Here is a 12,674-nt window from a genome sequence, read left to right as displayed (position 1 = left end):
GGAGGTTCCTCAGTGCCGAGCAATCCCCTTTTATCCGGCCGCATACCGGCGGTGCTCGCCGGTCTTGCTCTCGTTGTCGCGATGAGCCCGCCCGCTGCGGCCGACCCGGCCCCGAGTCCGTCCAAGAAGCTGACCGCGACCCCCCTGACCGGCGCCGAGCTGGTCGACGGTGACAAGTCGCCGACCGGGCAGCTCGCCAAGAGCGACACCTCGGTGCTGGCCGCCACCTCGCCCGAAGTGGTCAGCGTCCTGGTCAAGCTGGACTACGACTCCCTGGCCGCCTACCGGGGCGGGTTGAAGGACCTGCCCGCGACCAGCCCGGCGGCGACCGGCAAGGCGCTCGACACCAAGAGCGACGCGGCCGTGAAGTACACCAAGCACATCGAGCAGGTCGAACAGGGCTTCCTCAGCGCCCTGCAGGCCAAGGTGCCCGGCGTCCAGGTCGGACAGCGGCTGCGCGTCGTGTACGGCGGCGTCGCCCTGCGCCTGCCGGCCAACCAGAGCAGGCGGCTGCTGGCCCTGCCTGGCGTCGCGGCCGTGCAGGCCGACCGGCCGCAGAAGCTGCTCACCGACTCCAGCCCGGCCTTCATCGGCGCGCCGACGATCTACGGCAAGCTCGGCGGCAGCGCCCAGTCCGGCAAGGGGGTCAACGTCGGCATCCTGGACTCCGGCGCGTGGCCCGAGCACCCGTCGTTCGCCGACCCGGGCGGACTGCCCGCGCCCGGCCCGACCAAGGACGGCACCCCCCGCGTCTGCGACTTCGGCGACAACCCGCTGACCCCGGCCGCCGACCCGTTCGTCTGCAACAACAAGCTGATCGGCGGCGGGCCCTTCCTCGACACCTACAACGCGGTCGTGGGCGGCGAGGTGTACCCGGACTCGGCACGTGACTCCAACGGCCACGGCACGCACACGGCGACCACCTCGGCGGGCCGCGCGGTGAGCGACGCCAACCCGCTCGGCATCAGCCGTGGAGCGATCCAGGGCATAGCGCCCGCCGCACAGGTCTCGGTGTACAAGGTCTGCGGCGCCGAAGGCTGTTACCCCTCCGACTCCGCGCAGGCCGTCGGCCGGGCGATCCTCGACGGCGTACGCGTCATCAACTTCTCCATCTCCGGCGGCACCGACCCCTACAGCGACCCGGTGGAGCTCGCCTTCCTGGACGCCTACGCCGCCGGTGTGCTGGTGTCGGCCTCGGCGGGCAACGACGGCCCGGGAGCGGGTACCGCCAACCACCTGAGCCCGTGGGTGACCACGGTGGCCGCCTCGACGCAGACCCGTACCTTCCAGTCGACCGTCACCCTTTCCGGAGGATCTTCCTCTGTCTCCGTGAAGGGCGCCTCGGTCACCGCGGGCGTCCCGACGGCCGCGCGCGTGGTGCTGGCCTCGGCGCCGCCGTACAACAGCCCGGACTGTACGGCTCCGGCGCCCGCCGGACTGTTCACCGGCAAGATCGTCGCCTGCCAGCGCGGCCCCAACCGCGTGCTGAAGAGCTTCAACGTACGGCAGGGCGGCGCGGTCGGCATGCTGCTGTACAACGCCACGCCGCTGGACGTCATGACGGACAACCACTGGCTGCCCACCGTCCACCTGGACAAGCCCGAGACCGACACCCTGCTCGCCTACATCGCGGCCAACCCGGCCACGGCCAAGGCGGCCTTCACCCAGGGCGCCAAGGCCACCTGGCAGGGCGACGCCGTCACGACGTTCTCCTCGCGCGGGCCTGGCGGCGACTTCCTCAAGCCGGACGTGACCGCGCCCGGCCTGCACATCCTGGCCGGGCACACGCCGACGCCCGAGGACCCGCTGGGCGGGCCTCCCGGGCAGTACTACCAGGCGATCTCGGGTACCTCGATGTCCTCGCCGCACGTGGCGGGCTCGGCGGCGCTGCTGTTCGCCCTGCACCCGGACTGGACGCCGGGCCAGGTCAAGTCGGCGCTGGAGACCACCGCCAAGACCGGTGTCGTCAAGCAGGACCGCACCACGCCCGCCGACCCGTTCGACGTCGGCGGCGGGCGCATCGACCTGACGAAGGCGGGCGACCCCGGCCTGACGCTGGACGAGACGGCCGCCAACTTCGCCGCCGGTCAGAGCGACACGCTCAACCGCATCGACCTCAACCTGCCCTCGATCAACGCGCCCATCATGCCGGGCGCCATCACCACCACCCGGACCTTCCGCAATGTGACCAACAAGACGCTGGCCTACATCGCGACCGGTTCGACGGTGCCGGGGGCGGGCATCGTGGTCGTGCCTCCGGCCTTCACCGTCGGCGCGGGCAAGACGGTCAAGCTGACCGTCCTGATCACCGCGCCCGAGCTGGCCGACGGGCAGTACTTCGGCCAGGTCAACCTCAAGCAGGTCGGCGGCAACCGCGACCTGCACCTGCCGGTGGCCTTCAACCGCAAGGAAGGCAGCGTGCCGGTCGAGCAGACCTGCGTGCCCGACACCATCGCCCGTAACACCGGCGAGTCGGTCTGCACGGTCAAGGCCGAGAACACCACGCTGACCGACACCGAGGTGACCGCGGCCAGCACCCTGGACGCCAGGCTGCGCCTCAACGGCGTCACCGGCGCCACCCAGGTGGGCACCCAGATCGCGACCACCAAGCAGACGCTGGCCGGCCGCCAGCCCGACCGGCCCGGCATCGCGTCCGGCGGCCTGTTCGGCTACCTCCCGCTCGACGCGTTCGGCATCACACCCGTGCCGATCGGCGACGAGCAGGCGCTCAACTTCACCGTGCCCAGCTACCGGTACGCCGGTAGCGCGTACACCCGGATCGGCGTGACGTCCAACGGCTACGCCGTCGTCGGGGGCACCAGCACCGACGACGACGTCTCCTTCGAACCGCAGACCCTGCCGAACCCGGCACGGCCCAACAACGTCCTGGCCGGGTACTGGACCGACCTGGACGGGACCGGCGCGCCCGGCATCTACGCCGCGACCCTCACCGACGGCGTGGAGTCGTGGCTGGTCCTCGAATGGCGGGTCAACCTCTACGGCACCTCGTCGCTGAAGGTCTTCCAGCAGTGGATCGGCCTCAACGGCAGCGAGGACATCACCTACGCCTACGACCCGGGCAACCTGCCCGGCGCACCGCCCGCCGGATACGGCCTGACCGTCGGCGCCGAGAACAACGAGGGTACGGCGGGCGGCCAGATCAGCGGCCCGCCCACCGGCGACTACCGCATCACCAGCACACCCGGCGCGCCGGGCGGCACGCTGACCTACACGCTGCGGGTACGCGGCGTGCAGCGGGGCGCCGGGTCCGTCACCACCGTGACCTCGACCCCGCAGGTCAAGGGCATCACGGTGGAGGTCGACAGGATCACCGTCCAGTAGTCAACCGCGACAACGGCCGGGGAGGGTCCCTCATCACGGAAACCGCCCCGGCCCCCGGCCTCAGCCGTCGTAGGACAGCGTGGCGAAGCGGTACCAGGTCTTGCCGTTCTCGTCACCGTGGTGGGTGCGGCCGGTCATGACCTTGCCGTCGTCGGCCTTCCAGGTGTGGGAGCTCTCCTTGTACTGGCCGCTGGAGTTGCCGTCCTTGAGCAGGACCTGGCGTCCCTGCCAGTACAGGGCGGCGCTGCGGTACCTGGTGGCGCCGTTCTCGTCGCCCTGGTGCCACCGGCCGACGACGACCTGGTTGTCGGGGGCGCTGTAGTCGGACCTGCTCTCGCGCTGCGGCGAGGTCCAGTCGCCCGAGTGCACCTGGACCTGCTCGCCGTTGATGAGGATGCGGCTGCAGTAGTAGGTGGTCGGCTTGTTCTCGTCGCCGTAGTGCGAGCGGCCGGTCATGACCTGGTTCGGCGGGCAGGTGAACTGCACGCCCGCCGCCTCCCACACGGTCTCGGAGTAGACGCGTTCCATCTTGATCGTCGCCGCGGCCGACGCGGGAGCGGCCATCGCGGTGGCCGACAGGGCGGCGGCGACGGCGACGACGGACAGGGCCTTGCCGTACGTTCTCATGGTCTTTCGGTTCCTTTCGGCGCGGGTCAGGCGGGCAGGCCGGTGGCCGACACGATGGCGGAGCGGTACTGGGTGGAGCCGTTCTCGTCGCCGCGGTGCACACGGCCGGTCATGACCGCGTTGTCGCCCGCGTGCCAGGTGTGGCGGCTCTCCTTGACGGCGCCGCTGATGCTCCCGTTGGCCAGCGAGACCTGGATGTTGCGCCAGTGGATGGTGGCGGTGCGGTACCTGGTGGAGCCGTTCTCGTCGCCCTGGTGCCACCTGCCCGCGAGCGCCTGGTGGTCGGGGGCGCTGAAGTCGGACCTGCTCTCCTTCTGGGGGGCGCTCCAGTCGCGCAGGCGCACCTGGGCCTGCTCGCCGTTGATGAGGACGAAGCTGCAGTAGTAGGTGGTCGGCGCGTTCTCGTCACCGTTGTGCGAGCGGCCGGTCAGCACCATGTTCGTCGGGCAGGTGAAAGGGTCGATCCACTCCCGTACGGTCTCGGCGTAGGCACGCTCGACCCTGATCGTCACGGCCGACGCCGAGGCGGAAGCGGGCGGCGAGACGGCGGCGACCGCCAGCACGACGGCCGTCAGGGACAGTGCTCTCTTCAACATGTGTGTGCCTCCTGCACCACGATTTCTTGGACCTCGCGGAGCGTCGCAGGGGCCACTGGTGATCCACTTGTGGCTCGGTTGGAGGTGGGGCCGCCGCCCCGGGTGTCAGCGGGAGGCGGGACGCCCGGGGCAGAAGCGGGTCGCGTACAGGCGGGTGAAGGTGGCCAGGAAGTCGCTCCAGTCGCCGTTCATATTGACGACCAGGGTGTGTTCGCCCCCGCGCTCGCCCATCGCGTAGGTCACCGAGCCCTGGATGTAGCCGCCGCCTCCCCACAGGGTGACCCCGCAGGGCAGCTTCTGGGCGTAGACGCCGAGGCCGTACCTGGTGTCGGGGACCCAGCCGGAGTCCTCGGTCGAGACGGTGGTGAACATCTCCCGGCGCAGGGCGGGCGGGAGCAGCCTGCCGCCGAGCAGGGCGCGCAGGAACGTGTGCAGGTCGGCGGCCGTCGAGACCATGCCGCCCGCCGCGCCCGCCCAGCTCAGGTCGGCCTCGGTCACGTCGTGGAGCGGCGCGGGGGCGCCGTGCTCGTCGGATTTCGAGTAGTGGCGGGCGTGCGGGGTGCGCAGGGCCTCGCCCGCTTCGGGCAGGTAGGTGCCGGTCAGGCGCAGGGGCCGGGCGATGCGGGTGTCGAGCTGCCGGGCGAGTGTCGTGCCCGTCGCGTGTTCGACGATCATTCCGGCGAGGTTGTAGTTGACCTTGGAGTAGACGAAGCGTTCGCCCGGCCTGCCCGGAGGCGGAGGCGCCTGGCCGGGGAAGGCGTCGGGCAGGCCGCTGGTGTGGTTGAGCAGGTGCCTGACGGTGATCGCGGTGCCGTCGGCGCCGAGGTGCTCCTCCACCACGCCCGGCAGCCACCTGGCCACCGTGTCGTCCAGCGTCAGCCTGCCCTCGGCCACGGCCAGCAGCACCACGGTGGCGACGAACGCCTTGGTGAGGCTGCCGATGCGGAAGTGCTCACCGGCGACGCGTGGGCGGCGCGTGTCCAGGTCGGCCACTCCCGCCGCGCCGGACCACGGCCTGGCCCTGCCCTGCCGCAGTTCGGCGACGATTCCGGGCACGCCGTCGCCGCCCACGGTCTGGTCGAGCACACGCTGGAGTGCGGCATGCCCATGGCCCGCGGCCGAGGCGGCGGGCGCCGTCATCGTGGTCCCGGCCACGATGAGTGCGGCGGCGAGCAGACGGGTGTGCGTGCGGAACGGGGACATGCATGCCTCCTTGGCATCGCGTCGAGCGGCTTTAAGCAACGCTAGTTGACTAATTCGGCATTAGTCAATGTGAGTTGCTTAAGTGTGCGACCGGCCGCGTCGCCCGCCCGCGTCCTGGGCGAGGCGTACTGGACCGAAGGCCGCACGGGCCCGGACCGACGGGAGGAGGAGGCGCGCATGAGCGGCGAGGCGCCCGTGCTGTGGCTGTCGAGCCCGACGGGGGTGGGGAAGTCGACGGTCGGGTACGAGGTGTTCACGCGCGTCCACCGCAGCCGCACACGGGCCGCCTACCTCGATCTTCAGCAGATCGGGGCCCTGCGTCCCGTCGAGGACGGCCGCCGCCTGAAGGCTCATGCCCTCGCCGCCCTCTGGGCCGCCTACCGTGAGGCGGGCGTCCGGCGTCTGGTCGTCTCGGGAGGGGCCGACTCCGACGCCGCCGTGGCCGCGTACGCCACCCTGCTGCCCGCCTCCCGCCTGACCGTGTGCCGGCTGCGGGCGACCGCCGCGACGCCGGCCGAACGCGTGGCGCCGCACGGGCGGGGGCGGGGCCCCGCGCTGCCGGGCGACGAGCTGCGCGGGCTGGCCCCGACGCCCTGGCCCGCGTCGCCGGACGGGCGGCGCGCGAGGCCGAGGCGCTCGACCGCACGGCGACGGCTCAGCGGCGCATCGACACCGACGGCCGATCGGTGTCCGACATCGCCTCGGACCTGCGGAGCCTGCTCGCCTGAAGAAATTTCCCGCCCGCGCGACGAATCGCGGCCGCGTCGCCGGTATGTACTCCCGAACCCGCCGCGACACCGCGGCGTACCGGCCACAAGGGAGTTCCGATGCCGTCGAACAGTCGCAGTGAAGACGAGAGCGCCGTCCGGGCCGTGCTGGCCGCCTCCTACGCGGCGTGGGAGGCGGGTGACGCCGACGCCATGGTCGCCGACTACGCCGACGACGCCACCGCGGTCCTGCCCGGCTCCTACCGGGGCGGCCGCGAGGTGATACGCCGGAGCATGGCCCTGGCCTTCGACGGGCCGCTCAAGGGCAGCTCGACCGTCAACAGGCCGCTGGGCATCCGCTTCGCCGGGCCGGACGCGGCGATCGTCGTCAGCGAGTCCGGCGTCCTGTTCCCCGGCGAGAGCGCGGTCCCGGACGGGCGCAAGGTGTATGCGACCTGGGTGCTGGAGCGGCGGGAGGGGCGGTGGCTGATCGCCGCCTATCACAACAGCCCGGTGCTGGCGCCGTAGCGGTGCAGGGGGAACATGAGGTGATGACGGGACAGGAAGCGGGCTTCGATCGCCGGATCGAGCCGTTCAGGCGGGAGCTGCTGGCCTACTGCTACCGGATGCTGGGCTCGGCGCACGACGCGGAGGACCTGGTCCAGGACGTCTGGCTGCGGGCCTGGCGGGCGCGCGACCAGTACGACGCCTCGCGCGGCTCGCTGCGCACGTGGCTGTACCGGATCGCGACGAACGCCTGCCTGACGGCCCTTGAGGCGAGCGGGCGCAGACCGCTGCCGTCGGGGCTGCTGGCCGCGTCGGACCCGCTCGCCCCGCTCGTCAGGGGCGAGAACGCCTGGCTGCAGCCGATCCCTGACGCCCTGCTGGACACGGGCGATCCGGCCGGGACGGCGCTGGAGCGCAGCGGCCTGCGTCTGGCGTTCGCCGCCGCCCTGCAGCTGCTGTCGGCACGCGAGCGCGGCGCGCTGGTCCTGCGTGACGTGCTCGGCTTCGCCGCCGCCGAGACGGCGGAGGTGCTCGGCGTCTCGGTCGCGTCCGTCAACAGCGCCCTGCGGCGGGCGCGTGCCCGGGTGAAGGCCGCGGGCGTACGGCCGGACCTCGCGGGCGAGCCGTCGGCGGCCGAGCAGCGGGCCTGGGTCGAGCGGTACATGAAGGCGTTCGAGCTGGCCGATGTCGAGGGGCTGAAACGACTGCTCACCGACGACGTGGTCATGGAGATGCCGCCGATGGTCAACTGGTTCGCCGGGCGGTCGGGCTACGGCCTGTTCATGGAGTGGGTGTTCCGGGCGGCGGGCACGGACTGGCTGCTCAGGGCGGTCTCGGCCAACGGCGGTCAGCCCGGCTTCGCCGCCTACCGGCGCTCCGGCGACGGCTACGACCTGCACACCGTGCAGATCTTCACCGTCACCGGCGACGGCATCGCGCGTACGTCGGTGTTCCAGGACGACGGCGTCCGGGCGGCGTTCGGCCTGGCGGCCAGGCTCGGCGCGCCGGGGTCAGGCGGCTGAGCCCTTCTCCGCCGTGGCCAGGAAGTCCTGGGCGATGAGGGGCAGCCGCCTCCTGGCGTGCACGACCGCGATCACCCGGCGCATGGCCGGGTCGAGCGAGCGCACCGCCAGGCCCGCCCTGATCGCCTGCTCGGCCATGCCCCGGTACCACAGCAGCGAGGCCTGGCCGGATCTGACCGCGTTGAGCCAGCCGTTGCGCTCGTCGGTCTCCAGCACGACGAGCGGGCTGACGGCGTACTTGGCGAACATGGCGTCCAGCTCCCTGCGCCGCACACTGCCCCGGGCGGGAAGCGCCAGGCGCATGCGGTGCAGCAGCTGCATCGGCACCGGGTCCGGGAGGTCGAGGCCGGGCGGGGAGATGAGGACGATCTCCTGGCGTTCGAGCGGGTGCGTGATCAGGTCGGTGGGCACCGGGAGATCGGTCAGCCCGAGGTCGGCCCGCTGGTCCCTGATCGCGCTCACGACGCCGTCGCGCCCGTCGCAGCGGATGATGTGCACCCGTACGCCCGGATGCTCGGCCGCGTACGCGGGGAGCAGCCTGGCGGCGAGGCCGGGTTCGAGGCTGGGCGTCGAGGCGATGCGAAGCTCGGCGTCGGAGACGCCGCCATGGCTGGCCAGCGCCTCGATCTCGCCGACGGCGTCGAGCGCCTCCCTGGCCAGCTTGACGACCCTGCGCCCTTGGGCGGTGACCACGACGCCCCGACCCGACCTGGCGAACAGCGTCATCCCGAGCTCGCGCTCCAGGTCTCTGATCGCGCGCGAAAGCGCCGGCTGCGCGATGTAGAGCGACCTGGCCGCGTCGGTCATGGTGCGGTGCTCCGCAGTCGCGACCACGTAGCGGAGCTGCTGCAGATTCATGGCTCTGAAGCTAGGACAACGCAGGGCGTCCGGTGGGGGACATAGCGGAGATCACCTCTAGTGATTGCGGACTGTAATCGCATACTGCTACATCCGTGACGGGTGATAAATCAGTATGCTTCTGCCCCGAATTCGGCAAAGATCTACCGGGGGCCGGGGGATTCGGACATCCGGTGTAGGGGGCGACACCATGACAGCCAACGGGCAATACCCTCCAGCGTCTCCAGGGCCTCAGGGACGGCCACCGCAGCAGAACTACCCATGGCCGCCACAACCGCAAACCCAGGGACAGCAGCCCACTCCACATCCGTATCCACCACGGCCGCTCACGCCCCACCAGAATCCGGCACAACCGCCGCATCAGGGCGGCCCGTACCCCCCGCCTCCACCGGGACCACCGCAGGGGCCACCGCCGCCGCGTCCGCAGGGGCCACCCGCGCCGCCGCCGCCTCCGCCACCGCCTCCCGGGCGCCCGCATCCGCAGCAGGCACCCCCACCGGGGCCACCCCAGGGCCGCCCCTGGCCGCCGCAGCAACCGCCTCAGCAGCAGCCCCCGCACCCGCCGCAGGGTCCACCACAGGGACCGCCGCAGCCGCCCGGCTGGAACCAGGCGCCGCCGCCCGGCTGGCACCCGCAGCAGCCGCCGCACCCCCAACAGCCGCCTCAGCCGTACGGCCCCTGGCAGCAGGCCCAGCAGCGCCGTGCCAAGAGCAGCGCCGGTACGGTCATCGCCGTCATGCTGGGCACGTGTGCGGCGATCTTCGTCCTGCTCGTCGTCGCCGGGTCGGTGTTCAGCAGGGCGCTCGACCGTGATCCGGTCTCGCCCGTCGCCATCCCCACGTTCTCGCCGATGGACAGCGACCCCTTCCCCACCGACCCGCCGAGGCGCCCGACGCAGCGACCGAGCGACGAGCCCTCGGCCGAGCAGCCGACGCCCGAGCAGCCGACGGAGCAGCCCACACGCGAGCCCGAGCCGAAGCCGGTGCTCAACACCAGCCTGAAGAACAACTCCCTGTACCGAGGCGGCGCCCTGGTCAAGGTGAACTGCCGTGCGGGCAACGCCAGTGTGTTCAGCCACAGCCAGCTCAAGGCGCTCATCCTGCGTACGGGCCGCTGTATGGACCAGGCGTGGCGGCCGGTGCTGCAGCGTCAGGGCATCGAGTTCAGCCCGCCCGGCTGGGCGATCGTGTCCAAGCGCGGCCGTGGGGCGTGCGGCGACTTCCCCAGCAAGGGCTCGATGGTTCCGTACTACTGCCCGCGCAACAACACCATCTACGCCTCGACGTCGGCGATGGCCAGAGGCGAGGGCAACTGGATGGGGTACGGCCAGATGCTCAACTGGCACGGCGGCGTGATCAGCATGATGGCCCACGAGTACGGGCATCACGTGCAGAATCTATCCGGGATCTCCCAGTCGTGGTGGGACAAGCACCTGTCCACCTCAAGCCGCCTGAACCGCCTCGCCCTCAGCCGGAAGATGGAGCTGCAGGCGACCTGCTTCGGCGGCATGTGGATGCGCTCGGTCTCCTCCTCCTACCCGGTGACGCCGGTGATGCGCCGCAGGCTGTTCGGCTTCTACGGCATGCTCGGCGACGGCCCCGAACCCGGCGACCACGGCAAGCCCGTCAACAACAACATCTGGTTCCGGCAGGGCTTCGAGAAGAACCAGGCCTACCAGTGCAACACGTGGATGGCCTCCTCCAGGGTGACCTCCTAGCTTCATACGGCGTTCACGTCACATTGGGGATCTGTCATTGATGTCCGGTTATGGGGGCTAGAATCCTGGCAATCTCATGCCCAACGGGGGCAAAAGCCAGAGTATGGCCTGGTATCCGGGATAAGGAGCGGTGTCACGATGCGCCCTGGGGGAGATCCTGCCGCCGGAGGCGGCAAACGGCGTACCCGCCGCCGACCACAGAGCACGGCCCCGGGGACCGGGCCGCGCGAGCAGCACCCTCCCGGCCCGGCCTCAGGCGACCCCCGCCCGACGGACGCCGGTAGCCAGGCCCCCGCAACCCCGCCCGCCGGACGGCAGGGCGACGCGAGGCAGGGCGACGCACGACAGGGCAACGCACGACAGGGCAACGCCAGGCAAAGCGACGCCAGGCAAAGCGACGCCAGGCAGGCCCCTGGAGGGCCGGGCGACGCCAGGCAAGGCGACGGAAGGTCCGAGGCCGGCAGGCCGGACACGGGCAGGCCGGACTCCGGAAGGCCGGACCCCGGGCGCGGCGAGCCGCGCCGCTCCCAGCCCCCCGCCTCCCCCGCCCCCGAGCCCGCCGCCCAGCGCAGGCCGGGCGCCGCGCCCGGGTTCGCCCGGCCGATGAGCCTGCGGTCGGTGATCGGCTGGACCAGCCTGTCGGCGATCCTGCCGGGCATGGCGCACCTGCGGGCGGGCAAGCGCCGTACCGGCTATATCCTGCTCGGCGCGTTCGGCGTGCTGGTGCTGGCGGGGCTGATCTTCGGCCTGACCAGGACCGAGGAGAACGTGACCTACTTCGTGCGCGAGGACGCGCTGATCACCGTCTCGGTGATCTCGGCGCTGGGGGCGCTGGCGTGGTTCGGCCTGGTGCTGTCCTCGTTCATCACGCTGTCGCCCAACAGGCTCGACGGGCGTTCGCAGATCATCTCGGGCGTCGTCGTCGGTGTGCTGTGCGTGGCGGTGATGACGCCGTTCGCGCTCGCGGCCAACACCGCGATCGCCGCACGCTCGCTCACCACGCACATCTTCAAACGGGCGACCGAGCAGCCGAACGTCGCGCCCATCAAGCAGGAGGACCCCTGGGACGGCCAGGAACGGGTGAACTTCCTGCTGGTCGGCGGTGACGCCGCGGGCAACCGCATCGGCATGCGCACCGACAGCATGACCGTGGCCAGCGTGCACGTGAAGACCGGCCGTACGGTGATGTTCTCGCTGCCGCGCAACCTGCAGCACGTGACGTTCTGGCCGAACTCGACCCTGGCCAAGCACTTCCCCAGCGGGTTCATGGCCGAGCTGCCCGACGGCGGCCTGCTCAACGAGGTCTGGCAGTTCGGCAACGACCATCCCGACATCATGGGCGGCAAGAACCGGGGCCCGCAGGCCCTGATGAACGCCGTCGGCCACACGCTCAACCTCAAGATCGAGTACTACGCCCTGGTCAACATGTACGGCTTCGCCAAGCTCGTCGACGCGATGGGCGGCCTGCAGATCAGGGTCGACCACGACGTCCCGTGGGGCGGCAAGTTCGGCACGGCGGGCACGATCAAGGCGGGCTACCAGCGCCTGTCGGGCGAGGCCGCGCTGTGGTACGGCCGTTCGCGCGTCGGCAGCGACGACTTCTCCCGCATGGACCGCCAGCGCTGCGTCATCGCCGCCTTCACCAAGCAGGCCACACCGACGGCCGTGCTGACCAACTTCACGAAGATCGCCGGAGCGGCCAAGAAGCTGGCCGAGACGAACATCCCGCAGGAACTGCTCGAAGCGCTGATGGCCCTGGCCCTGAAGGTCAAGGACGCCAAGACCACCAGCCTGCAGTTCGTACCGCCCGACTTCTGGCCGGGCAGCGCCGACTGGAGCAAGATCCGCCGGGCCACGCTCAAGGCGATCACCGACTCGATGAAGCCGAGCCGCCGCCCCCTCGCCGCGGGCGTCACCGCCTCCCCCGGCGTCAGCGGCTCCCCCACGGCCAGTCCCAGCGCGACCCGCAGCCAGGCCGTACCCACGCAGACGCCCACGCCGAACCGTCAGAAGGGCGCCCAGAGTCTGGAAGAGATCTGCGGCGTCTGAAAGGCGGGACCACCTCTGCGGCTCTCCCGGCCGCAGAGGTGGTGGC

Annotated in this window: 10 protein-coding genes; 6 read left to right on the top strand and 4 right to left on the bottom strand. The window is 71.4% G+C overall.

The window, feature by feature from the left end; all coding sequences use genetic code 11:
• Positions 1 to 81 precede the first annotated feature (81 nt).
• Entirely contained in the window at positions 82 to 3,342 is a 3,261-nt protein-coding gene (locus ACTWNK_RS18490) for a S8 family serine peptidase (protein WP_474305333.1), read from the top strand.
• Between the two features lie 60 nt (positions 3,343 to 3,402).
• On the opposite strand, the gene ACTWNK_RS18485 is transcribed toward ACTWNK_RS18490, so the two are convergent.
• The 3 genes from ACTWNK_RS18485 to ACTWNK_RS18475 all read right to left on the bottom strand — a co-directional run bounded on the left by ACTWNK_RS18485 (position 3,403) and on the right by ACTWNK_RS18475 (position 5,768).
• On the bottom strand, positions 3,403 to 3,969 hold the full coding sequence (locus ACTWNK_RS18485; RefSeq protein ID WP_474305332.1) for a hypothetical protein: 567 nt from the start codon (positions 3,967 to 3,969) through the stop codon (positions 3,403 to 3,405).
• A gap of 26 nt (positions 3,970 to 3,995) precedes the next feature.
• Positions 3,996 to 4,565, bottom strand: a complete 570-nt coding sequence (locus ACTWNK_RS18480) for a hypothetical protein (protein WP_474305330.1) — start codon at positions 4,563 to 4,565, stop codon at positions 3,996 to 3,998.
• A gap of 105 nt (positions 4,566 to 4,670) precedes the next feature.
• On the bottom strand, positions 4,671 to 5,768 hold the full coding sequence (locus ACTWNK_RS18475; protein WP_474305328.1) for a serine hydrolase domain-containing protein: 1,098 nt from the start codon (positions 5,766 to 5,768) through the stop codon (positions 4,671 to 4,673).
• Positions 5,769 to 6,250: 482 nt separating this feature from the next.
• Between ACTWNK_RS18475 and ACTWNK_RS18470 the strand changes: the two genes are divergently transcribed.
• The 3 genes from ACTWNK_RS18470 to ACTWNK_RS18460 all read left to right on the top strand — a co-directional run bounded on the left by ACTWNK_RS18470 (position 6,251) and on the right by ACTWNK_RS18460 (position 8,004).
• Complete coding sequence (locus ACTWNK_RS18470) at positions 6,251 to 6,496, top strand: hypothetical protein (protein WP_474305326.1); 246 nt, start codon at positions 6,251 to 6,253, stop codon at positions 6,494 to 6,496.
• Positions 6,497 to 6,595: 99 nt separating this feature from the next.
• Complete coding sequence (locus tag ACTWNK_RS18465; protein ID WP_474305324.1) at positions 6,596 to 7,003, top strand: SgcJ/EcaC family oxidoreductase; 408 nt, start codon at positions 6,596 to 6,598, stop codon at positions 7,001 to 7,003.
• On the top strand, positions 6,958 to 8,004 hold the full coding sequence (locus tag ACTWNK_RS18460) for an RNA polymerase subunit sigma-70 (protein WP_474305322.1): 1,047 nt from the start codon (positions 6,958 to 6,960) through the stop codon (positions 8,002 to 8,004). Before ACTWNK_RS18465 ends, ACTWNK_RS18460 begins: the two co-directional genes overlap by 46 nt.
• Here the strand turns inward: ACTWNK_RS18460 and ACTWNK_RS18455 are convergent.
• A complete protein-coding gene (locus tag ACTWNK_RS18455; RefSeq protein ID WP_474305320.1) occupies positions 7,993 to 8,862 on the bottom strand; it encodes a LysR family transcriptional regulator in 870 nt (289 codons plus the stop codon). The genes ACTWNK_RS18460 and ACTWNK_RS18455 overlap by 12 nt on opposite strands.
• Positions 8,863 to 9,598: 736 nt before the next feature.
• Here ACTWNK_RS18455 and ACTWNK_RS18450 point away from each other — a divergent pair.
• Together ACTWNK_RS18450 and ACTWNK_RS18445 are read left to right on the top strand one after the other, a co-directional pair.
• The gene (locus ACTWNK_RS18450) at positions 9,599 to 10,579 is read left to right on the top strand and encodes a neutral zinc metallopeptidase (RefSeq protein ID WP_474305318.1); all 981 of its coding nucleotides are present in this window, start codon (positions 9,599 to 9,601) and stop codon (positions 10,577 to 10,579) included.
• A gap of 138 nt (positions 10,580 to 10,717) precedes the next feature.
• A complete protein-coding gene (locus ACTWNK_RS18445; protein ID WP_474305316.1) occupies positions 10,718 to 12,628 on the top strand; it encodes an LCP family protein in 1,911 nt (636 codons plus the stop codon).
• The last annotated feature ends 46 nt before the right edge of the window (positions 12,629 to 12,674 follow it).

The sequence above is a fragment of the Nonomuraea sp. IBHARD001 genome (assembly GCF_056106265.1).
This window is presented reverse-complemented; position numbering and strand designations above follow the sequence as displayed.